Source organism: Spirochaetota bacterium (assembly GCA_040756435.1).
GTDB lineage: Bacteria > Spirochaetota > UBA4802 > UBA4802 > UB4802 > UBA4802.
In genome coordinates, this window is record JBFLZD010000019.1 from 19,374 (window position 1) to 45,052 (window position 25,679).

A 25,679-nucleotide genomic window follows, 5' to 3' on the forward strand; every position below is an offset into this window, starting at 1 on the left:
TTGGTATAAAAATTTTTAATGAAGGGACATTATATGTCACCGGTGATTTTGTAAATTTATGTAAAGTATACTACAATTGTAAAATAAAAATTTCTTGAATACTGGCTTTACACTATGATACTGTATACAATGCAATGTAATTGAAAACAAACTAAACAACATATTTTTAAATAAAGTATGAAAACATTACATCAATAGTTAATAAATTTTATGATTCATCTTCATACCAGCAACAATCTTGAATATTTATCACAAATATTGGGTGAGCATCTTTTTCGTGGGAAAAAAGATATTCTATCACAACATACCGTTATTGTACAAAGTTTGGGGATGCAGCGGTGGATTTCGCTGAAAATTGCTGAGCAGTTTGGTGTGTTTACAAACTGCCGCTTCCCTTTTCCTGAAAACTTTGCCCAGGAAATTTACAGGGCAGTGATTCCTGACTATGAACTATCGCCACTATATACTAATAAAGCACTGGTATGGCTTCTTTTTTCAATTCTGCCGCAATGTATAAATGAAAAACCATTTGAGCAGGTTAAAAATTACCTTATGGTTGATGGTACTGTAAGCCAGATGCGATTATACCAGCTGGCTCACAGGCTTGCAAAACTGTACGATGAGTATGTAGTGTATTTTTATAAGGATATATTGCAATGGGAAAAAAATCCAACAACTCAATGGCAGGTGCTCCTATGGCATTATATAAAGAACACAATTGCAGATTCAAAAATGTGCCATAAAGCACAGATACTTGAATATGCTCTGAAAGCGTTGCTGGATAGTAAAAATACACAGGCGTTGAAGGAAAAGCTGCCCGGGGAAGTTTTTTTGTTTGGTATCACTGTGCTGCCTGAATATTACATTACACTATTTAACGCAATAAGCAGCATAGTGGATGTACATATTTTTCAGCTTAATCCATCAAAAGAATACTGGTTCGATGTGCGCACCGAAAAAACTATCCTGCGTATAAAACAAAAGATAAAATCAAAACGTATTTCAATTGATGACCTGCATCTTGAAACAGGTAATCCACTGCTGGCTTTGCTTGGCAAAGTGGGACAGGAATATATTGGGATGCTGCTGGATTACAACGTTAAGGAAAATATTAATGATGAAAGTAACTATACGGTACCACCAAATAATACACTCCTTGCAAATATTCAAAATGATATTTACAATTGCATTGCACGGGGGAAAGGGGAACACAAAAAGCTTGAAGTAAAACCTGACGATAGGTCAATCACCATTCATTCATGCCATTCACCATTGCGTGAGGTTGAAGTATTGCGGGATTACATTATTGATATTCTCAGTACGTCATCAGTTCTTCCCAATGACATAGTAGTAATGGCACCTGATATAGATGTATATGCGCCCTTCATTAAAGCAGTTTTTGATGAAGAGGTTATGAAAAAGGAAGGGTTGCCTGTATTGCCATTTTGCATTGCAGACCAGTCATTTAAAAATACCAGCCGTTTTATATCTGCATTTTCTGATTTGCATACAGTTTTAGCTGGCAGGCTTGAAGCAGATAAGGTTTGCGGACTACTTGATTATGACGAAATTGCAATCAAGTTTGGAATTGGAAAAGAAGGAGTGATGGCTTTTTGCCAATGGGTGGAAAAACTTAATGTAAAATGGGGTAAGGATGCTACACACCGCGCACAGTATACCAACACGCAAAGCAATGCGTTTACCTGGCAGTATGCTATTGAGCGGTTGCTTATGGGTTATGCCATCCCACAGGCAACAGGCCTGGTTGATGATATAATTCCATTTGACAGTGTTGAAGGTTTGCAGTCTGAAGTTTTGGGTTGCTGTATAAATTTTTTAAACACGCTTTTCTATTTTTTTGATGAAGCTCAGAAACCTAAAAGTTTGGAACGATGGCTGGATTATTGCGACAATTGTATTCACACCATGCTTGATATAGAGAATCATTCACGGGATTATGAAACTATACAGGAATTATTTTCATCATTACGGGCGATAGTTCCTGACATCAATCGCAATGAAGATATTGAGTTTTTGGTTATAAAAAGCTGGATTGACGATTTCCTTGATGAGCAAAGGGTAAGTAGCAATTTTTTAAGCAAAGGAATTACCTTTTGCCAGCTTTTGCCAATGCGAAGCATTCCGTTCAAGGTTGTGTGCCTTCTTGGTATGAATGATGGTCAGTTCCCTCGAATGGACGAAAATATCAGCTTTGATATAATGCGCAATGAAAAATATAAAGACAGCTTGCCACGGTGTATTCGCTCAAAACGAAATGATGATCGCTATTTGTTTTTAGAAAGTATTATTTCGGCAAAAGAGTATCTTTTTATAAGCTATCAGGGACAAAGCCCTATTGATTTAAGCGTAAAAGAGCCATCGATAGTTGTCAATGAATTGCTGGAATATATTGAGCAGGGTTATTACATACAGGGTGAAAAAGGTAATAAAATCAAAGATTTCCTTATTACTAAGCATCATTTACATCATTTCCATCCTGAATATTTTAATACTCACAGCAAATATTTTTCATATTCAAAAATGTGGCTGGATGAAAGTAAGACGCTGTGTGGTCAAAAGCAGAATTACCAACCGCTGATTGTAAAATCACTGCAATCAAATATACAAAATACAGCAATAACTATGGATGAACTTATTACCTTTTTTTATAATCCATCGCGCTATTTCATTAAAAAGGTTTTGGGTATCAATTTTAATGATACTGTCATAGAATTAGATAGCGATGAACTGTTAGGTGTTACAGACGGATTGGATGAATATAGATTAAACAATGAGTTAGTTACATGGTGCCTTGATGGCAAGGATATACAGCAGTTTGCTATCTTTAAAAAGAAGGAAGGCAGCGTCCCTGATGCCATTTTAGGTGATGTTATTATTAAAAAAGCACATGATGAAGTAAGTTATTTTGTAGATACGGTGAAGCGGTATTGCACAGGGAAAATGTCAAGCGATGAATTACAATATCATTACAATAATAGAATAACGCTGACAGGAAAACCTGATCTGTATGAAGGAAAACAGGTCTTTTGTCGTTATAGTGCTCTAAAGCCCAAAGACAGATTAAAGGCATTCCTGTGGCATATATTTGTATGTGTTACTCTGGAGCCTGGTATTACAACGTATGTTATAACAAAGGATAGAAAAGATCCTGTGCTATATATCAACATCAAGGCTGAAAAAGCAAAAGAGTTCCTGGATGCTTGCATAGATTTATTTATTGAGGGAAACAGACGAATTATCCCATTTTTTCCCAATTTATCACAAGAATTTTATAAATCCAAACAGAGTACAAGAAGCAGTGATGAGTATATTGAGTATAATCTTGAAAGCTTATTTTATGGCAGAGTTGATGAAACATATAATCAATCTGAATATAGTGATCCGTATGTTAAACGAGCATTGTATAAAGTTAATATATTTAATGATGAAGCGCTTTATACTGAATTTAAGGATATTTCAACAAAAATTTTCAGTATGATAGATGAGTGTGAAGTGAAGAATGACAAAGATGAGTAGTGTTAATAACTTTTGCGATTATTCTTTAGATGGCATAAACTGTATTGAAGCAAGTGCAGGTACCGGAAAAACCTATACCATAAGCCATCTGTACCTGCGGCTTATTATTGAAAAAGGTCTTAGTATTGACAATATTCTGGTAGTAACATTTACTAATGCTGCTACTGATGAATTGCGCTCGCGCATACGCTTGCTTATTACAATTGCTCGTGATATGCTCGAAGAACGATGTGATGCATCAGTGCAAAAGAATTATGCAGAGCTCTATACCTATCTTCATTTGTTATGCAATAAGGATATTTCCAATAACTATCGCACAGATAAAGAAACCATTAAAGAAAAATTACAGTTAGCATTAAGTGATATTGATAAAGCACATATATATACCATTCACAGTTTTTGCAGCCGCACTTTAAATGAATTTGCTTTTGAAAGCCGCTCGCTTTTTGGAAGCCAGTTAGTTGAGAATGAATCGCCATATATTAGAAGAGTGGTTGAGGATTTTTATTATACAACAATTGCTCCACTGGGCGAAGAGTTTGTAGCATTGTTTTATCAGGGAAAAAAAGATTTTGTTAACTGGCTGTTAAAGCTTTTGCGTAAATTGCCTGATGATCCCCATATACGCATATTACCGCAGATTACGTTTGAACCACAAGAATTAAAACAACAACTGCATTTGCTTACCAAAAAAATTGAAACTATCCGTGAAAGATTTACTACAGACTTTGATGCAATTAAAGAAAATTACTACAAGGCGCTGGCTCAAAAAGTGCTGAATGGCAGGTCGTATAAAGAAGATGATATATTTATACTACAAGAAGCTATACTGATGCTTACTATATATACAGCGTTAGATGATGAGATAAATAAAAGTATTAATAAGTTTTCAATTTCAGGTTTTGTTTCAAAGTTGATAGGTCAATATAAAGAAGGTAAGAAAGCGTATGACTGGCATGAGTTTTTTAAACTTTTAGAAGAATGCAGAAAGATTATTATTAATATAAAGATACAGATTATTGCTGCGTACCGTGAATTTATTGATTACAGTGAATTGCAATATACACAGTATAGAGAAAGATGGAATATTATTTCATTCAGGGATATTCTTAAAGATATGCAAAAAGCGTTAGCCCAGGGTACAGAAAGTCCACTGGCATTACGGGTACGGGCGCGCTTTAAAGCAGCACTCATTGATGAATTTCAGGATACCGACCCATTGCAGTACAGCATTTTTACAACAATATTCAAAAAAGAAGGTTACACGCTCTATATCATTGGTGATCCAAAGCAGGCCATTTATAGTTTCAGAGGAGCAGATGTATTTGCCTACATTAAGGCTAGAAAAAGTGCTGATAATATATATACATTACATAAAAGTCACCGATCAACTCCATCGCTTACCAGAGCTATCAATTATATCTTTGATCGTTTACAAAATCCTTTTATATTTAGTGAAATACACTATTATCCTGTTGAATCACAAATACAGGATGTTGATTTTTTCAAGAACGCGCTTCATATATGGTTTATTGAAAACAATAAAGATAGATCCATTCCAATTGGTGTTGCGCGCAAAATTATAGCAAAAAATATGGCCAGCGAAATTTTAAAATTAGTGAAGAGCTCCATTACAATAAATGGAAAAACACTTCAATATAGTGATATAGCAATTCTGGTGAGCAAACACACTGAAGCTGAGCTGGTGCAAGGTGTTTTGCGACAATATGGTATTAATAGTGTTTTATATAGCAGACATTCAATATTTGCCACACCTGAAGTGTGGGAATTGTTACACGTTCTTGAGGCAATACTGCATCCTTCGTCAACCACTGCAATAAAACGGGCAATGGTAACAAGTCTGTTTGGCTATTGTGGCAATGATATTATCCAGATGGAACAACAGGGATCATTGGATGGCATTAAGATGCAGTGTGCAACATACTTAAATGTGTGGAAATCAAAAGGCTTTATTGTTATGATGCAGCATCTTCTTCATGATGGTTCGATAGTTAATAAAAAAAATGATATAGATACAGTTGCAAAAAACATCTTACAGTACACTGATGGGGAAAGAGTGATAACCAATATACTGCACTGTGCTGAGATACTGGCTGATACTGAACGAAGGAAAAAACTTGATCCTTTAACTCTTGTTGAATGGCTTAAAAGGGCAATGTATGTTGCAGCGGATGTTGAAGATCAGCAATTGCGTTTAGAATCAGACGCCAATGCTGTAAAGATTGTAACCATACATGCAAGTAAAGGGTTGGAGTATCCTATAGTTTTTTGCCCTTATCTTTTTAATGTTTCTTCATTAGATGAAATATTTGTTTTTCATGATAACGAGGATGATAATTACAAAACAAATATATCGTTTAAGTTTAATAAAAATCAAAATGAGGAAAAGACTTTATTGTTTGGAGATGATGAATATGAACAAATTAAATTTATTGCAGAATGCGAACAACTTGCAGAATCATTACGAATTGCTTATGTTGCCATAACTCGTGCAAAGTATAAATGTTACATTGGATGGGGAAATATCAATACAACAAAAAAATCAGCATTGCGATATCTTTTTCATTTCAATAATAGTACGGATTCAATAGCAAACTTTATAAATGGTATTGACCGTACATCCGAAGAGTTGCTTAAAGATCTTAAAACTATTGAAGAGCAATCAGGTAGTGTCATTACAGTGCAGTGTATTAAAGACGAAGTACTGCCAGTACCTGGTACTGTGCAGTTACATCAGATGCAACCGCAATCAATTAAAACATTGAAAAAATCCATCAAACCAGGATGGCAGCTTACAAGCTATACATCACTATCGTACAAAAGAGAGGATGAAAGAAGTGATGAGTTGCAAGCTCCGGTTATTATAACAGAAGAGATAAAAGAAAGATCTATTTTTACATTTCCTGCTGGGAGCATTCCCGGTTTGTGCATTCATAAGATTTTTGAAACAATAGAATTTGATGCTGATAATAAGGAAATAGCACGGGCTGTAAGTGATATACTAAAAAAATACAACATTGATACAATGTGGACAGAAGTGATAGCAAAGATGGTTAACAATGTGCTTACTGTGCCATTGAAGCCAAAATTTGCTTCTCTATCACGTATTCAATCTAACCGGCGAAGGAATGAGGTAGAGTTCTATTACCCCATAGAGCATCTTGACAGCAAACGATTGATACAGCTTTTCAGGGAACACAGTCTTTTTACTTTGAAGTATGCTAATGCTTTAGAACAGCTATCATTTGCTGATATTAGCGGTTTTATGCATGGATATATTGATATGGTGTTTGAACATGAAAATGCCTATTACATTGTTGACTGGAAGTCAAACCTTCTTGGTACATCCATTGAAGCGTATCATATTAATAAGTTAGACGATGCTGTTGGTTCACATCTGTATTTTTTGCAATATAGTATATATACGGTTGCCCTGCATAGATATTTAAAATTAGTGCTTGGAAAAACATATAACTATGAAAAAAATTTTGGAGGTGTGTTCTATATATTTGTACGGGGTGTTGATGCTTCCAGCGGATGTGAATATGGAATTTTTTATCATAAGCCTGATGCTACCTTTATTGGTAAGCTTGATAGTTTATTAGGCAGGGTAACTATATGAATGTGCCTGGTACTACCAAAACAATTCACCATCACTTTGCAGATTTCATCTGTAACAAATATAATTGTCACGATGATGTGCTGAAAGCAATAATATTTTGTACAAGTTATTTTACTGCTAGCGGACATAGCTGTCTTTCATTAGAAACTATCGCCAATAAAACATTAAAACAAATTATGTATGATGAAAATATTGATGTTGATGATGTAACATTTCCTGATATAGATATATTGGAAAAATATTTACTGGAATGTGATGTAGTTACACAAAGTGCGGAAAAGCCAAAGCCGCTGGTGTATGTGGATGGCAACTGTTACCTTTACCGCTACTTTACTTACGAAAATATAATTTTGAGTTTTTTTGCGTTTGCACAAGAATATAGCATTGATGATGAAACCATTGCGCAATGCAGCAAAACCATTGATAACTTGCAAACAAAAGGAATTACATTTTCTGATGAGCAGATTTTGGCACAAATAACGGCATTGACTAACCGGCTTTGTGTTATTTCAGGTGGGCCTGGTACTGGAAAAACAACTGTGATTGCAGCAATAGTATATCAACTATTACGTACTCATCCTGAGTGTGCAATAGCATTGTGTGCACCAACGGGTAAAGCAGCTTCGCGTTTAATGCAGGCCTTAGCTTATTTTAAAGACACGTATGTGGAAAACAATCGTACTATAATATTCCCCGACCAATCTTTTACCATCCATCGATTGCTTGGCTACCAGAAAGATGCGCTTGAGTTTTATTATAATGAAAAAAATCCATTGCCGTATGATGTAATTATTGTTGATGAATGTTCTATGGTTGATATACCACTGGTGGCAAAATTAATAAAGGCACTCAAATTCAATGCCCGTCTTATTTTGGTTGGTGATAAAGATCAGCTGTCATCAGTTGAGGCTGGTGCTTTTTTTGGTGATATATGTTGGGGTGCTTCTAACTATTCATATACTGATACAGGTAAGGAATTGTTACGCTATTGCAATTGCTCAATTGATAATACCATGCAAAAATCCAATCCAGTTCGTGACACAATTGTTATATTGAATAAAACATTTAGATTTAGTGCAGATAGCGGAATAGCTACATTAGCTAAAGCCATACGGAATAATGATGAAAAAGCAGTTCTTGATGTATTACAAAATAATTTTGGTGATGTTGAATTTAAGGAATATGATTCGCTTGATTGGCTGTATACAACAGTACAGGAGTATACAAAGACATGCTATTCAGATGTTATTGGACAAACAGATATTGATAAAGCCTTTCAACAGATAGCAAATATATGTATTTTAACTCCCTTTAATAAAGGCCCATGGGGTGTGGTAGCATATAATACAATTATTGAAAAGCAATTAAAGCCATCAATAAATGATGAATGGTATCATGGAAGGGTTGTTATGGTAACTGCCAATAACTATAATCTTGAAGTGTACAATGGCGATACAGGGATTTACAATGGCAATGATAATATGGTGTATTTTAAAACAGCAGATGGTTTTAGAAAAATCCATACATCACTTTTATCTGACTATATGCCTGCATATAGCATTACAGTACATAAAAGTCAGGGTTCGGAATTTAATCATGTGGTATTAATTTTGCCCCATATTGATATTGCCTACAATGAGCACTGGAAGATGCTGTTAACACGGGAACTTTTATATACTGCTGTTACACGAGCAAGAAAGCATTTGACCATACTTGGCAATAAGCAAATTGTGTTAGATATGATGAAAAATCCTACAAAACGTACATCGGGAATTCGACAGCGATTATGGGTGATGTAGAAAAAGATTTTGGCCAATAACTATAGTGGTTCACTATAAAAAAATATGAAGTAATTGGCAAAGAAATGGGATTGAAATAAAATATAAGCAATAAGTTAAGTTTATGAACAGTTCTTTGAAAACTGTATAAATAGAAGGGGTTTACGGTTCCGCCAACCCAGGGATGTGACATAAAAGGGCATTTTTGTGGTAGGTTGGCGGCAATGAAAGTGCTGGAAATTCCAGGCTTTATAAGTGTTTTATAAAAAAGTGCCAACATTTTTACTCAATTTGTTGGGGAGGTTGGCGGAAAAGGGCTTGAAAACGCTTGAAATTCCAGAGGTTAGGATCCCAAGGTAGGAAAACTTCCCCGCTGATAGGGGGTTTCAATAATGTCACCCCTCCGGGGTTTAATGGCGTGTCATTTCGCTAGGTGGTTACAATAATGTCACCCCTCCGGGGTTGGGTGGTGTGTTACTAAGCTTGAGGTTACAGTAATGTCACCCCTCTGGGGTTTGGTGGCGTGTCATTCCGCTGGGTGGTTACAATAGTGCTACCCACTCCGTGGGTTGGAGGGTGTGTTACTCAGCTTGAGGTTATAGTAATGTCAACCTTCTGGGGATTGATGAGGCGGTTGTATGGTGCTATTACAATAATGTTACTCGCTATGTGGGATGGGTTGTGTTATGTTATAATCAGCTTAAAGTTACAATACTATCATCACTTCCGGGGATTGGCGAGGTGGTTGTATGGCACTATTACAGTAATGTCACCCCCGCTGGGGGTTGTATAGATGATTATATTTCGCAGTTACAATAGTGTCACCCACTCCGTGGGTTTGGTGGTGTGGTACTCAGATTGAGGTTACAATAATGTCATCCCCTCCGGGGATTGATGAGGCGGTTGTATGGCACTATTACAGTAATGTCACCCCCGCTGGGGTTTTGTAATGTGGTGATATAGTGCTTGTTATAAAATAGTATAACCCACTTTGTGGGTTAAGGAGCAGAGAAATTATGTGGGTCAATACATGTGTTGTTTTGAAAATATAAGGTAATAGATATAGTGTGTAAACACTGATTTGAAGGAAACAGTTCTGTTAATAGGGATTGTGATACAGGCACCACGATACATGTAATAAATGCACACACGGTGAACGTATTGGGAAATAAATCATCTGACAGGGGATTGAGTCATAAGCTTTTAGTGGTTGTGAAAGAAGTTAGAATGTTGTTATAAAACAACCTCTGCTTGTGTTTTAACGCAGAGGTTTTTTATTTTTTTCATAATAAAACATAAGATATATAAATTGGATGTTGGTAATTATATACAAATTGCAATGAAGAAAAAGTCTTGAAAAAAAGACATGTTTATATAATTCTCCATCTGTATGCATAAATTACGTAATATACAATTGCTAGAACGTGAGGATAATTCATGAACATACTCATTTATGGTGGTGGTGCTGTTGGGTTGGGTTTAGCACGTAGCCTTATTACAGCAGGCAATGAGGTAATTATCATTGATGTTGAGCCAACGGTGAGCGTACTGAAAGAAAAAGGCATTGTACAAACTGGAGTATTAGGGAATTTTACTATACAACCCGGAGTATTTAAAGTCTATGATTCGTTGGGAAAAATAGGTAATATCAAAATTGATTATGTCTGTGTTTGTATTAAATCATACCTTTCAGGAACTATCGCACAAGAGTTAAAACAATACGAGCATAAAATTGGTACATGTCCCATAGTGTTGTTTCAGAATGGATGGGGCAATGCCGAGCAATTTATTCAATACTTTGAAAAAGATAGAATCTTTAATGCACGGGTAATGACTGGATATATTAAGCCTGAGTTTCACCATGTTGACATCACGGTTCATGCTGATGCAATCCATATGGGTTCATTGTACGGTGGAGATAATAAAAAGTTACTATCGCTTGCCAACGAGTTAACAAAAGGTAGGATGCCTGCAGAAATAGCAGCTGATGTGGGTAAAGATATATGGGCAAAGATGCTGTATAATTGCGCACTCAATCCATTAGGTGCTCTTTTTAATGTACCGTATGGTGAGTTAGGGAAGTCTGAATATACAAAAGCCATTATGAATGATATTTTCCATGAGATATTTGAAACCATGGATAAGGCAGGATACACCACCCATTATAAAAATGCAGAGGAATATATTGAAGTGTTTTACTCTAAATTGTTGCCTTCTACGGGCGAACACCGCTCATCGATGCTTCAGGATATGCAGGCAAAGCGCCGTACCGAGATTGATGCATTGAACGGAGCTGTTGTTTCATTGGCTAAACAGCTTGGTGTTAAAACGCCTGTTAATGAAGTAATAACAGGGTTAATTAAATTTATTGAAAATAAATATATGTAACACAATATTGTACTGGTTATATATCAGGCTAAAACTTTTATTTGCTGAGTAACGGTACAAAGGAATAATTAAAAGTCTTTTTTTAAATAAAATTTATTTTACTCAATATGTTGGTGATATTCATATGGAAAAAATAGAATACCTTTCAGAAAAGCAGAAAAAACAATTAGAAAAATATTTGCAGCCATCACTCAATAAGGATGCACTCACATTAGAACAGTTAGATGGTTTTTTATTTTGTCTATCCATTTCATCGCCATTTATATCATTAGAAGAGATTATTGCATCAATTTTTGGAAGCTCCAGCCCTGTATTTAATTCATTTCAAGATGTAAGCACATTTAATGAATATCTATTGCAAGCTCAAAATGCATATACTCATGCTTGGAATAATAATAAACTGGTATTCCCATTTAATATTACCGAAAAAAAAATGACAAATGACTTGATTCATTTAGTTCAGGATTGGTGTTATGGATTTGTACGGGGTGTTATCCTTAATTATAACGATTGGATGCCACCTGATGAACAAATACTTAAGATATTACAAATCACACAAGAGCATGTGTATACGTCTTTTTTCCTGATATATATGACAGCATATGTCTTGTATCCGGATAAATTGCCTCTGAGCAAAGAGATGGTAGAAAAGGAAGGAGTTGATAAATTTAAACAAGAGCTTGCAGATAATATTTTGGCACTTCCTGTGGCTGTAGAAGTACTTGTCCATTATGGGAAACATTTAAGAAATAACTATCTTAAAGGAAAAAGAATGCAGGAAAATTTTTATCAGTCTGCAAAAGTAGGACGCAATGATCCATGTCCCTGTGGTAGTGGAAAGAAATATAAAAAATGCTGTGGGAAAGTGTAAAGCATGGTTAAAACAATTGCTTCGTTACTATCGCTTTTGCTTGTTACAAATTTTGTTCCCACACGCAGTACGCAGGGCAAAGATTACATTATCTGTGGCAATAATACTCAGCAAAAAATATACTATGCCACCAGCAGCAATTTTAGCAAAAACCATAAAGGTGAAAAAGCATTAGATGATGATGAAGAAACCTCATGGATTTCAAAGCAGGGTGGCGATCAGTGGATTGAAATAGATTTTGGTGTAAAACGCATAATGACTGATATTGAAATTACTGCGGGGACCAAAGATAATTACAACACCATAACCTATTGTATTCTCCAGTTTATGTATGATGGAAAATGGTTTGATTATTCGCGAATCAACTTCATTCAAAAAGATAAAAAAAATTTTTTTAAAGATAGCAAATATCAAAGGAATGTCAAAGTACATTTAAAGGGTATTGATGCAAGCACTTTTAGAATATTTATACCTCAGGATGCAACCATTGATGGGTATGCCGCAATAGCTGAGATTGCAGTCTTTGCAGGTACCGCTAAACTACAATATTTTGATAAACGATTGTATAATCTCTGTTTTCCCATAAAAAATGGATTATTTCCTGAAAATGATTCCGGCTATCCCAATGCACCTCGAGGGTATCGTGGGGGAATTCATTATGGGCTTGATATCTTTTATTATTTCAATGAAGACAATTTCCTGCCAATTCCTGTGGATGAAAATACACCAGTGTTAGCTTGTGGGGATGGTATAGTGGTGCGTGCAGATACTGACTATATGCCCCCTTCTGAGGAGGAATGGAAGTCCCTATCGCAATACTATCAAAAAAATCCAGCAACTTTCATAAAGCGTTCGTTTGGCGGAAGGCAGGTGTGGATTGATCATAAAAATGGAGTGCTCTCGACGTATAACCACCTGTCAAAAATTGATGAATCAATAAAGGTTGGTGTACGGGTAAAAAAAGGGCAGCGTATAGGCTGGGTGGGCAATTCAGGTTTGCTTGGTGAAGCACAGGGACAAAAGTGGGGACAGCACCTGCACTTTGAATTGTGGGTGGATGGCATTTATTTAGGATATAATATGAATCTTGTTGATATAAAGCGTTATCTGCGCTGGATTTTTGCAATACGTGATATGGAGGAAAACTGATGACGGATATTAAAAAACGAGCATACCAGTTTATAATCCTTTTTGGGATCATTAGCCTTTTGGGTGACATCATCTATGAAGGCGCTCGAAGCGTCAATGCACAATATTTAAAAGAATTGGGTGCAAATGCGTTGTGGGTTGGTGTTGTTGCTGGATTGGGTGAGTTTATAGGATATGCCATACGGCTTGTTTCAGGTTATTTAAGCGATAGAACCAGGGCATACTGGCTGTTTACTTTTATTGGGTATGGGCTTTTAATTTCGGTGCCGCTTTTGGCGCTCACAGGCCTATGGCAGGTGGCTGCGCTTTTAATGGTTGCGGAGCGTTTAGGGAAAGCACTTCGTAGTCCGGCAAAGGATACAATACTTTCACAGGTGACAGCACAGGTTGGGCGGGGCCTTGGCTTTGGACTGCATGAAGCAATGGACCAAATTGGAGCTATTGCAGGACCGCTGATCTTTACAGCCATCTTTGCATATATAGTTGATTACAATTTAGGTTATTCTATTATGTGGATTCCCTTTGTACTTCTTATTGTGGTACTTACCATAGCCAGGGTGCTTGTTCCCCATCCAGAAACATTTGAAACAAAAACAACGCAAAACTCCGGCCCTGAGGCTCTGACCACAACATTCTGGCTTTACACTGCATTTTCTGCATTTGCCATTGTTGGTTTTGCAAGCTTTCCGGTTATTGCCTATCATTTAAAATCGCAGCACATTGTTGCTGATATGACCATACCACTTCTGTATGCAATTGCAATGGGTGTAGATGCAGTATTTGCGATAGTTGTTGGTAAACTTTATGACAAAAAGGGATTGAAAGTTTTATTATTAATTCCAGTGGCGTCGGCGATAGTTCCTGTACTGGCCTTTGCTTTTAATTGGATAGTAGTGAGCATTGGCATTGTTATGTGGGGACTGGTGATGGCAATACATGAGACGATTATGCGTGCAGCAATAGCTGATCTTACTTCGCTCAAGAAAAGAGGTACAGGATATGGAATATTCAATACAGCATACGGTTTGAGTGCTTTTATTGGTGCAAGTATAATGGGGTGGTTATATGAGCATAGTATTGCCTATATTATAACATTTGCAATTGTTGCAGAGTGTATTGCGTTGGTGTTGTTTATTTTTATACAGCGTTCTATGGCTTCACGAACTCAATAATGTATTGACAGGGATGATAATGTGTACTATATTCAATATATACTATGTATAGTGAGGTGTTATGGCTCTGGAACAAAAAGATTTTGAGTTGATAGAAAGCTATTTAAAAGATAATCTGGCGCGCATATTAGCTGAGCAGAGCCTGGCTAAACCACCGGTGGTATACGAGATAGAGTTACGCGAGCGTATGGTGCGGGTAGAGGAAGAGCTGAAGCATCAGCGAGAGTTGATGCAAAAAGGCTTTGAATTAATGGAAAAGCGCTTTGAACTGGTAGACAAACGCTTTGAGCAGGTAGACAAACGCTTTGAACAAGTAGACAAACGTTTTGAGCAAGTAGACAAACGCATTGAGCTACTCGAAAAGCGTATGGAATTATTAGAAAACAGGTTTGATCTTTTAATCAAGCGATTATATCAATTTATGATATGGACATTTGGGCTGATTGTTTCGGCAACAAGTGTGATTATAGCATTTATTAAATTATAATCCTTTAATAAATTAAAATAAAAATTATAGCAATTAAGCTTTTATGAAACTTAAACTTATTTCCTGGAATGTGAATGGAATCAGAGCTGTATACAAAAAAGGCTTTTCCCAGTGGTTTGTATCAGAAAAGCCCGATATCCTTTGCTTGCAAGAGACCAAGGCATCTGCAGACCAGTTCCCTGAAGAATTAAAAAATATTGATGGATATCATTTGTTTACAGTTGAAGCGCAAAAAAAAGGATATAGCGGAGTAGCTCTTTATTCTACATTAAAACCAGAAAAAATAGAAACAGGTTTTGGTATTGAGCGCTTTGATACTGAGGGTCGTATATTAATAGCACATTATGATACATTTGTACTGTACAACATTTATTTTCCTAATGGTAAAGCTTCAAAAGAACGCTTACACTATAAAATGGACTTTTACGATGCTTTTTTAGACCATGCTGAAAGTGTGCGCAAAAAAGGCAAAAGCATTGTGATGTGTGGTGACGTCAATACTGCGCATAAAGAAATAGACTTAGCCCGCCCAAAAGAAAATGAGAACGTATCAGGATTTTTACCTGAAGAGCGTGCCTGGATAGATACATTTATTGCTAAAGGGTATACTGATACATTCCGGTTGTTTATAAAAGAAGGTGGGCATTATTCCTGGTGGGACTATAAAACAAAAGCCCGTGAACGGAATATAGGCTGGAGAATAGACTACTTTTTTGTAAGCAATGATCTTGTACCAAAGGTAAAAGATGCATTTATCCTTGATACAGTAGAAGGTTCAGACCACTGTCCTGTTGGTATAATTTTAGAAATTTAAATGAGATGTTTACGTTGCTGCTTATTTGTTTAGAGTATCTATAGCAACATTAAAGCATTGACCATATGAACTAGAAAGAAAATCATAGGTATAGAATATTGTGTTTACAATAATCCCTTATACATCCCCCCATCAATAAGAATAGTTTGCCCATTTATATAACCAGCTTTTTCTGATGATAAAAATGCAACCAATGCAGCAAACTCTTCAGGAGTACCAATGCGCTGTAATGGTATTTCTGAGGCAAAACTGGCAAGTGCTTTTTCATATGTTGTGTTTTCCTGCTGTGCTTTCAATTCAATGAGGCTTTTTAATCGGTCAGTGAGGATGTATCCAGGAGCTACAGCATTTGCAGTGATGTTATATTTGCCATATTGATTGGCAATACTTTTAATAAATGCAACAACGCCAACACGAGATACATTAGATAAAACCAGATTATCCAGCGGTTGCTTCACTGTAATAGATGTTGAAGCAATGATTCTCCCATATTGTTTTTGTTGCATAACAGGCAAAAAAGCATAGATGAGGTTTATAGCACTTATTACATTCAATTCAATTGCGTTTTTATAGTCTTCAGATGAAAAATCTTTGATAAATCCTGCTGGTGGCCCGCCCGCATTGGTAAAAAGTATATCAACAGTATTACATTGTTTAAACACAGCATCTTTAAGTTTTTCAATATCATCTGGTTTTGTTACATCACACGCAAGTGCAATGACTTTGTTACCAGTTTTGGCCATAATTTCTTCTGCAGTGTTTTGTAACAGGTTACTATCGCGTGAGCAAATAACGCATACGGCACCTTCTTTTGATAGAGCTAAAGCCACTGCCTTACCTAAACCTTTGCTTGCTGCGGTAATAATAGCCACTTTGCCGGTTAGTTGTAAATCCATTGTGATCTCCTTTTATAAACAGAATTTGTTTTGACTTTTTTAACACATTCAGTAAGATTTTAAACAATCATTATATACTATTATATATTGGAGGTTATATGAAGCGTAAAGTTTTTTTTGTTGTTATTGTGCTTTTTATACTTGCATCCTTCGTTTACTCAATGGATGAGAAAAAGGGGATGATTTATCAAACATTTAAAGCTTTTCCTGGTACACCTGGGGATCCGTTCACGCTGCTGTATCCGCTGGAAGTTACTGGGAATGGCAAACTACGGGTGTACGTGCAGGTAACGAAGGGTAATAAAAACGATGTTGTTAAAGCTACATTGGTAGATATTAGATCTTTTGACAAAGTTGAACCCAATTTGTGGGAAAAATGGATACAATTTGAAGATAAATATGTGCCATCAGTATTATTTTTACGAGTTAAAAATGCAAAATTTCTATATGATAATTTAAAATATAATGTAAAAAAGTTTTTAGGGAAAAAAGATAAACCGCCAAAATGGTACCATGGATCTGATATTGCAAGGAGTGGTAATAATGGCCGAATAGAACACATCATAGATGATAAAGAACTGATGGAAACTGAAGGGAAGTATGTTGTAATTCTGGAAAATGAAAATAACACTCAGATAGAGGGTACTATTCTTATAGATTTCCCCGGTGAAATCTTTGATGTTGAACGCAGTTTGTGGGAAACTATTCCTAATAAGGCTGACCTGTTGGTGAAGGATATTTCATTAGCACGAGGCAATCGCATAGTTGTAACGGTGGCTAAAGATCAGGGATGGATGCCAGATGCGCTGTGGAAATTAACAGGTGATAAAGCAGTAAAATTACAAATTACAGTTGGTGACACCGTTATAGAAAAAGACCTTCCCGAGTTTGATCCGCAGCGTAATTTAAAATATGGTGAAGTAAATTATACAGTTCCTGATATTACCATTACTGAAGATACAGCAGTAACAGCGTTTATTGATGCAACAAATAAAGTGGTAGAACGAAACAAAGCAAATAATAAAAAGACTATGACGTTGAGTCCCCAAGAAAAGCAGGGTGGTGCCCGGCAAAAATAATGACAAATAATGATAATTAAAAAGTACTTTTATAAGGCCACAGGTGTATAGGGATATCGCATCTGTGGCCATATTTTTTGGTAATACATATTTTAAGTATGATCATTTGAGTTTTTTGTTGAAACAAAAGAAAGTTTAGTATATAATAATATACTAAACTATTAGTATTTTCTAATACCATATAGTAGAAAGATTTAACACGAGGTTTGTTCTATGCCGGTATATGAGTTTAAATGTAATGATTGTAATGCTACCTTCAGCGAATTAAGAAAAATGGGGGATACCAAAGCGCCCCAGTGTCCGTATTGCCATGGGGCCAATACTGAAAAAATATTTTCTGTATTTGCAAGTAGCAGTGTAAAAACATCATGTTCAACCACATCAGGTGGTGGATGAGGCATATAACGCTTACCCGTGTGGTAAGTTTGGGCGATAGTTACCGGGGATTTTAATTCATTAAGAAAAATTTTATTACTTTTCGTTATTGAATACCTTTCCCAATTTTATAATAACGTTGTCCCAATTACATTGGGATGAATTCTTCCTGATACTTGATATTGCTTCCCGTCAAAGTCAAGACTTGGAATAACGGAATGGTATCCATATTATTGCGAGGTACATAGTGCTGAAGCAATCTTATCCGTCCGACGTTATTGCTTCACTTTGTTTGCAATGACTGAATTTTGTCTTGTCATTGTGAGGCACAAAGTGCCGAAGCAATCTCATCCGTATGACAGGATTGATTCGCTTCGCTTGTAATGACGGAATTTCAACTATTTCATTGCGAGGTATAAAGTGTCGAGGCAAACTCATCCGTAAAAAGGGATTGCTTCACTTTGTTCGCAATGGTGGAGTGGCAACCATGTCATTGCGAGGCACGCAGTGCCGAAGCAATCCCTTTATTAAAATGAGATTGTATCACAATAAAGTAGAAACTCGCAGTGATACATTTCGTTCTGCATATATTAAATACCAAAAGACATTAATTCAAGATTATCTAAGAAGAAAATTATACACAAATTCACTCGTACAAAACCAAAAACACACTTTATAAAATAAGTAATCTACCTAAGTTTTATTATTACTTCCATTTCGTGGTTTAGATGGATTTATGTTCATTATCATTATCCAATACGGTGTATCACTGTACAATACCAATTCTATAATTGATTTTTCATAACCTCTATTGAAGAGATTCCATAATAAGGTGCCGCATAAAACAAATGAAGTGTCCTATTTTGATACTTTGCAATGTTATTATTTGTATATAAGAAGATAGATGCAGGGATAGGAGAAAACAAAAAATTGCATTTGAGAAAAACACCCACGTACGTATAAATACCCGTTCACGGACGTTGAAATGATTGAAATTTTTATATGCGGTTTTACAGGAATAACAAAGTGTTTTGCTTCTAACGTGAATTTACATTATTATTTTTTTAACATACATTTTGTAGTTGCAATTTGTTCTAATAGTAGTAGTGTTGTGTTATACATATACTTTGGAGGAAACATATGAATATAGAAACGACTACCTGCATTGCCTATGAACACTTAGAACTTTTTCAATTATATGCCGCTGTGTACAAATTACCGCTTCATACTTTTATTATAAATTTCATAAACTATGTGCTTTCGTATAAACGGATCCCGGTGAAAAGCTATAAACGGTTACAGTATAGAAAGCGATATCAATCCTGGAAGCGGGTACATCTATATTTGTACGAGAATGAGTATGAGTTTGTGATGGATGTGCGGAAAGTTTGTAAGATGTCATTAGCTAAGGTTATAGCCTATTGTGTGGAAAATTATCTTTTTGATTATCTTGCTGCGTTAGACAGTGAAGATAATACCGATAACTATCGCTTTAGTGGCTACACATTTTCATTTTATCTTGAAGAAGGCATCCCTTGTTGTCAATTTTATTGGGGACCACCACCAGAATTGGTGAAACTTGCCACCCAATAGCCTCTAAAACTAACGGATACCTACTCAATAGATATTATATAAGAATGTTGCTTATAACGTTTTCAACCATATATGTTAGTACATTATATCTACTTACGTTTATCGATTGCATTAGCATTATGAATACTTTTAGCCAACTCCAATCTATGTATATAGTGCCTTCAATATCACAGTGATGAGCATTGCAAGAGTGTCAGGATTTGCTTTATTTGCTGCTTTTACACGTGTTCATACAATTTTTACTGCTAGCGGCTAATCGCAAACTTTCATTTCTACTATACCAGATAGTGCAATAAATTAAGTTTTATTATGATCTATATCATCACACAAATTTAGAGCAACAATAGAAATTTTTGATATACATTTTGCTTCTTTTAAAATACAGATTTGCTTAATTGATCTGTTTCAGACAATTTATCCTTCATGCTACAAGTTTTATGTTTTACAATATGCTGTGTGGTAATGTGTTCAATTGTTATATGACCACGTATATATGTTTTTCTTTACAAACATTATGCATTCATATTATTATTTTTGTGAATAGATTAAGTAAGTTTGATTGATACACTTATTCTTGATATTTAATTAATAGATTTTCTAAGATTTCCTGATGAATGGCATAGTAAGTATATGATATTTTTAAAAAGGAGATTCTATAACAATGAAGCGATTCTTTATCATGTCGTTTGTTTTTCTTTTTGCAACAACCCTGTGTAGTGCAAAAACTGATTATAGGCAGAAGATGCGTGAGCTTGTTATAGCGATAAGTAAAGAGGCAAAAAAACACAATCCACAGTTTTTAATTATAGGACAAAATGCATTGGAGATAGTAACCCTAAATGGAAAACCAAATGGTAGAGTTGCAAAGGACTATATCAATGCATTGGATGGTACTGGTATTGAAGAGCTTTTTTATGGATATGAAAACAAAGATGGGGTAAAGACTCCAGCAAACGTTACTCACTATTTTCTATCGTACTTAGCTGTATTTACTAAATACAAAAAAACTGTACTGGTTATAGATTATTCCAAAACTATAACACAGGCACATGACTCATATACCCGATCATTGCAAAAAGGATTCATCTCTTTTCAGACAAATCGTGCGTGTTCTATTATTCCACAGTGGATGTTCATTAAAAATGAAGAACCGGTTACAGAATTAAAACATGCAAAAAATTTTTTGTATATAATAAATCCTGAAAATTTTAAAAGCAAAGATGAATTTTTACAGGCACTATCGCACACATGGTATGATGTACTTATTGTTGATGCATTTTTTGGGGATGAGCTTTTAAGTAAAGCTGATGTTGAATATTTACAGAAAAAGCCAAATGGTGCACGCCGCCTTGTTATTGCATATATGTCCGTGGGCGAGGCAGAGGATTATCGCTATTACTGGAAGAGTGAGTGGAATAAAAATAAGCCTGCATTTTTAGAAAAAGAAAATCCTGACTGGAAAGGTAATTACAAGGTGCGCTACTGGAATGCACAGTGGCACCAGATTATATATGGTGGTGGGAATAATCAAAATTTTATTGACAGTTATATAGGAAAAATAATACATACAAGTTATGATGGTGTGTATATGGATGTGCTTGATGCAGCAATGTATTTTGAAGAGAAAAAATAAAAAATATGTTTGATTTTGTTGCCAATTACATTTATTATTTAAGCACCATTTTTACTAAGTTTGTGAATACTATTATACTGAATAATAGCTTAGGAGGGTATATATGAATTTACTTAAAGGAAAATTCAATAGCTTAAAAATGTTTTTAGCAACTGTGGTTGGGTCAATTGCTGCGTTTGCAATAATTGTATTAATTATTATTTCTTACAATGCTGCCTATAATGCACTGGAAAAGTCATATATTAATCAAATGAACAATATCAATGACAGCATTAACTTAACTTTGAAAAGTTTTTTTGAGCAGCAAATTACTATAGCAGAATTGTTTGCATCTAAAAACTCTGTGCGTAATGCACTCATTACCGGTGATTATACCCAGGTCACTCGGGAGATGGAAATATTTTTTAAAAATAATACAAAATATTATGAAAATATTTTTATTGCTACTGCAGAACGGGACCCTGTTATTTTAGCAGCTGGCGCACCGGGAGCTGCAGGCATTAAATATCGTGCAGCAGGATATGAAAAAGCTATCGATGAGGCAATGCAGGGTAAAGTGGGGTTAAGCAAACCAAATAAATCACCTGTGAGTGGATTGCCGGTAATACTGATACAGGTTCCTGTTAAACATGAAGGAAAAATAATTGGTTTATTTGGGCTACCTGTTGAATTGGGAAAATACTGCTATGATATAGTAAAAGATGTAAAGATAGGTGAAACAGGGTATCCATTTGCTGCTGACCTTGAAGGGATGACATTTGCTCACCCTGATAAAGAACAAATATTAAAGTTAGATTTAACCAAAATGGATTTTGGGCAGGAAATGCTTAAAAATCCTGATAAAACTGTTATACGATATGTATGGCAGGGTAAAGATAAAATGCTGGTGGCTATACGTAATAAAGAATTTAACTATATTATTGGTTCTACCATGTTTTTGTCCGATATTTCTGATGCTGCACGTTCCATGGCAGCAGTTATGGTGCTGTTTGGTCTCATAATGATAGCAGGTGCAGTAATTGGCATTTATTATATTATTGCAATGCGTTTAAATCCATTAGAACGGCTTAAAGCAATAGCAGGCGCTCTTGCCGGTGGCAATGTGACCATGCGCTATGAAGGGAAATTATATAACGATGAAGTTGGTGATATGGCTAAAGCTATCAATAATACTATGGATAACTTGGAGCGTCTTGTTGCAGAAGTCAAAGTAGCGGTAAGTAATCTAACACAGGCAGTCAATGAGATAGCAAATGGTAATGAAAATCTGTCGCAGCGCACATCAGAGCAGGCATCATCTCTTGAAGAGATAGCAGCAACCATAGAAGAAGCAACCGCAACCATCAAACAGAATGCAGAGCATGCAACACGGGCAAATCAGATTGCCGAGAAGACAAGCGAGCTTGCCAAAAATGGCAACAATTTAGTTAGTGATGCGGTAGTAGCCATAAACGAGATCAATGCATCAAGTAAGCGCATTGGTGAGATATTAACGCTTATCAATGAGATATCATTCCAGACAAATTTGTTGGCCTTAAACGCAGCGGTTGAAGCAGCGCGAGCAGGAGAGCAGGGCAGGGGTTTTGCTGTGGTGGCTGGTGAGGTGCGCAACTTAGCACAGCGTTCGGGTAGTGCAGCAAAAGAAATTGGCGAGCTTATCCGTGATTCACTGGATAAGATTGATACAGGGACAACACTGGTAAACAAGAGCGGTGAAGCATTAAAAGAGATTATGCAGTCAATACAGGAGTTGTATAAAACTATAACCGAGATAGCTACAGCAAGCGACGAACAGAAACAGGGTATTGACCAGATTAATGTAGCAGTATCGGATTTAGATACTATGACACAGCAGAATGCGGCACTGGTGGAAGAGACAGCCAGTGCAAGCGAGGAGATGGCAAATCAGGCACAGGAGCTTGCAAGCATGATGGAACGGTTTGTAATACGTGAAGAAATAAGTGAAAAAGTATTTGGGAGCAAGCACAAGGAATTGCATTTGCACGCAGCGGATGCAGGGAAGAAGGCGGCAGTGAAGAGAATGGAAAAGCCAAAGGTAAAAGAAGAAAAGAAAGAAGCACCATTATCAGAGGAAAAGAAAGAAAAAGGTCCTAATAATAAGCTTATAGATGATGGATTTGAAGAGTTTTAATAACGGTTATTGGAGGAAAATACATGGCGGATGATGCCATAAAGCAGGTTTTTTTGGCTGAGACAAAGGAACTGCTGGAAAACTTAGAAAATGATATAGTCCGTTATGAGGAAACAAAAGATCCTGAACTCATCCATTCAATATTCAGGTATGTGCATACATTAAAGGGTGGTTCGGGGATGGCAGGGTATGAGGACGTATATCAGTTTACTCATGCCCTGGGGAATATTCTGGATTCAGTGCGAAATGGTGTGCTTCCCATGAATGACCTTTTAGCGGATATAGTATTTGCCAGCATTGATGTAATCAGATTGCGCCTGTATTCTGAAGAAGATCCATCAAAGTTTGAAGAAAAGTTTGCAATATTACAAGCAAAAATTAATGATATTGAATCAATTCTTCAGATAAAAGAAGAAAAAACAGTTAAAGAAGAAAAAACTGAAGAAATACAGCCAGTCTATAACTTTTTCAGGGTAAAAGCTAAATTCAGGGAAGATATATTTAAATCGGGCATTGATCCGCTTATCATCATTGAAGACTTAGCTTCTTTAGGAAAGATTGTTGAGTTACGCGTCAACCGTAATGATGTGCCGCTACTTGAAAATCTTGATCCTGAAAAATGTTATCTTTCCTGGGATGTTATCCTTAAAACCAAAAGCAAAGAAGAAGCTCTTGATGATGTATTTATTTTTGTGCGTGATGATAATGAAATTACCATAACCAACGTAACCAAAAATTATGTGGCACAGCCTGTAGTAGAGGATGTCCCCAAATTGGGCGAGTTATTATTGTCAAAGGGCATGCTTACTGAAAAAGAGTATGACGATGTATTGAGTGAGCATGAAAAGACAAAGAAAAAAGTTGGGGAGATAGCTGTTACCAAAGGATATGTAGAGGACAATGATATATCATTGGCACTCAAGGAGCAGGAGAGTATTAAGAAACATTTGAGTACTTCAACATTGAGAGTTGATGCCAAAAAGGTTGATAACCTCATGAACCTTTTGGGTGAAATGGTCATTGGTTTTTCGGGGATTAAACGTATAGCTGAAGAGATAGAAGATGAAAAGGCATATCGGTTAAACAATGCTCTGTATGGTGTTGACCGCATCATCCGTGAATTTCAGGAACATCTTATGCGAATCCGCATGGTCCCTATTGGGCCCGTGTTTGAGCAGTTCAGGCGTTTTATCCGTGATACAGCAAAATCCCATGGGAAAGTCATTCACCTGGAAATTGCAGGTGGTGATACTGAGATCGATAAAACAGTCATTGAACGCATCAATGATCCGTTAAAGCATCTAATACGCAATGCGATAGATCATGGAATAGAAAGCCCCCAACAGCGCCAGGCCAAAGGGAAGCCTCAGGAAGGTACAATAGTGCTGAAAGCATATCATCAGGAAGGAAATATTTTTATTGAGATAAGCGATGATGGTCAGGGCATTGATAGAGAGAAGGTGCTGCAAAAGGCTATATCATCAGGAATTGTAAGTAAACATGAGGATTTGCCGGATGTAAAAATATATGATTTCCTTTTTGCCCCCGGTTTTTCCACTGCCGAATCAGTTGGGGATCTTTCTGGAAGAGGTGTGGGGCTTGACGTGGTCAAAACCAACATTGAAGCATTGCGTGGTAGTGTTGAGGTGTTCAGCGAAGCCGATAAAGGAACAACATTTAGAATCAAGCTTCCTTTGACACTGGCAATAATAGATGGAATGCTGGTAAAGGTGGCGCATGAAACATTCATTATTCCAATACTTTCAATAATTGAAAGCGTCAAACCAGGAAAAAAAGACATAAAAACTGTTGAGAATAAGGGCGAAGTTGTTCATGTCAGGGGTGAATATGTCCCTTTAGTCAGGCTTCATAGAGAATTTAAATTGCCCCAAACTATTGAAAATCCATGGGATGGCCTTGTGGTCATTGTTGAGTCAGAGGGGAAGGCATTAGGGCTTGTTGTTGATGAACTTGTTGGTCAGCAACAGATTGTAATAAAGAGCCTGGACAGGGAAATAACTTCTTCCCGAGCAATATCCGGTGCAGCAATATTGGGTGATGGAACTATTGCCCTGATTATTGACGTACATGGTTTTGTAAGTTCGTAACCAT

General features: G+C 36.2%; 16 protein-coding genes. 15 read left to right on the forward strand and 1 reads right to left on the reverse strand.

Going from position 1 to position 25,679, the window contains the following annotated elements; all coding sequences use genetic code 11:
* Positions 1-210 precede the first annotated feature (210 nt).
* From recC to AB1444_07165, 9 genes are all read left to right on the forward strand, one after another.
* Positions 211-3,537, forward strand: coding sequence for an exodeoxyribonuclease V subunit gamma (recC, locus tag AB1444_07125; GenBank protein MEW6526417.1), 3,327 nt, complete (start codon positions 211-213; stop codon positions 3,535-3,537).
* Complete coding sequence (gene recB / locus AB1444_07130; GenBank protein ID MEW6526418.1) at positions 3,521-7,180, forward strand: exodeoxyribonuclease V subunit beta; 3,660 nt, start codon at positions 3,521-3,523, stop codon at positions 7,178-7,180. The genes recC and recB overlap by 17 nt, the downstream gene beginning before the upstream one ends.
* Positions 7,177-8,979 carry an exodeoxyribonuclease V subunit alpha gene (gene recD / locus AB1444_07135; protein MEW6526419.1) on the forward strand — a complete coding sequence of 601 codons (1,803 nt, stop codon included), beginning with the start codon at positions 7,177-7,179 and terminating at the stop codon, positions 8,977-8,979. Before recB ends, recD begins: the two co-directional genes overlap by 4 nt.
* Positions 8,980-10,395: 1,416 nt before the next feature.
* Entirely contained in the window at positions 10,396-11,346 is a 951-nt protein-coding gene (locus AB1444_07140) for a 2-dehydropantoate 2-reductase (protein ID MEW6526420.1), read from the forward strand.
* Positions 11,347-11,470: 124 nt separating this feature from the next.
* Positions 11,471-12,217, forward strand: coding sequence for a UPF0149 family protein (locus AB1444_07145; protein MEW6526421.1), 747 nt, complete (start codon positions 11,471-11,473; stop codon positions 12,215-12,217).
* Between the two features lie 3 nt (positions 12,218-12,220).
* On the forward strand, positions 12,221-13,366 hold the full coding sequence (locus AB1444_07150) for a M23 family metallopeptidase (GenBank protein MEW6526422.1): 1,146 nt from the start codon (positions 12,221-12,223) through the stop codon (positions 13,364-13,366).
* A complete protein-coding gene (locus AB1444_07155; protein ID MEW6526423.1) occupies positions 13,366-14,538 on the forward strand; it encodes an MFS transporter in 1,173 nt (390 codons plus the stop codon). Before AB1444_07150 ends, AB1444_07155 begins: the two co-directional genes overlap by 1 nt.
* A gap of 61 nt (positions 14,539-14,599) precedes the next feature.
* Positions 14,600-15,025 carry a hypothetical protein gene (locus AB1444_07160; GenBank protein ID MEW6526424.1) on the forward strand — a complete coding sequence of 142 codons (426 nt, stop codon included), beginning with the start codon at positions 14,600-14,602 and terminating at the stop codon, positions 15,023-15,025.
* A 43-nt stretch (positions 15,026-15,068) separates the two neighbouring features.
* The gene (locus tag AB1444_07165; protein MEW6526425.1) at positions 15,069-15,839 is read left to right on the forward strand and encodes an exodeoxyribonuclease III; all 771 of its coding nucleotides are present in this window, start codon (positions 15,069-15,071) and stop codon (positions 15,837-15,839) included.
* A 104-nt stretch (positions 15,840-15,943) separates the two neighbouring features.
* Here AB1444_07165 and AB1444_07170 read toward each other — a convergent pair whose 3' ends face one another.
* Positions 15,944-16,735, reverse strand: coding sequence for an SDR family oxidoreductase (locus AB1444_07170; GenBank protein MEW6526426.1), 792 nt, complete (start codon positions 16,733-16,735; stop codon positions 15,944-15,946).
* 98 nt (positions 16,736-16,833) lie between these two features.
* Here AB1444_07170 and AB1444_07175 point away from each other — a divergent pair, with 98 nt between their 5' ends.
* The 6 genes from AB1444_07175 (at position 16,834) to AB1444_07200 (ending at position 25,675) form a co-directional block, all read left to right on the forward strand.
* Entirely contained in the window at positions 16,834-17,814 is a 981-nt protein-coding gene (locus tag AB1444_07175; protein ID MEW6526427.1) for a hypothetical protein, read from the forward strand.
* Positions 17,815-18,027: 213 nt separating this feature from the next.
* On the forward strand, positions 18,028-18,210 hold the full coding sequence (locus tag AB1444_07180; GenBank protein MEW6526428.1) for a zinc ribbon domain-containing protein: 183 nt from the start codon (positions 18,028-18,030) through the stop codon (positions 18,208-18,210).
* A 1,119-nt stretch (positions 18,211-19,329) separates the two neighbouring features.
* Positions 19,330-19,782 (forward strand): hypothetical protein, encoded by a 453-nt coding sequence (locus AB1444_07185; protein MEW6526429.1) that lies wholly within the window; start codon positions 19,330-19,332, stop codon positions 19,780-19,782.
* 661 nt (positions 19,783-20,443) lie between these two features.
* Complete coding sequence (locus AB1444_07190; GenBank protein ID MEW6526430.1) at positions 20,444-21,415, forward strand: endo alpha-1,4 polygalactosaminidase; 972 nt, start codon at positions 20,444-20,446, stop codon at positions 21,413-21,415.
* Between the two features lie 103 nt (positions 21,416-21,518).
* The gene (locus tag AB1444_07195; GenBank protein ID MEW6526431.1) at positions 21,519-23,567 is read left to right on the forward strand and encodes a methyl-accepting chemotaxis protein; all 2,049 of its coding nucleotides are present in this window, start codon (positions 21,519-21,521) and stop codon (positions 23,565-23,567) included.
* A gap of 23 nt (positions 23,568-23,590) precedes the next feature.
* A complete protein-coding gene (locus AB1444_07200; GenBank protein ID MEW6526432.1) occupies positions 23,591-25,675 on the forward strand; it encodes a chemotaxis protein CheA in 2,085 nt (694 codons plus the stop codon).
* Positions 25,676-25,679: the final 4 nt, after the last annotated feature.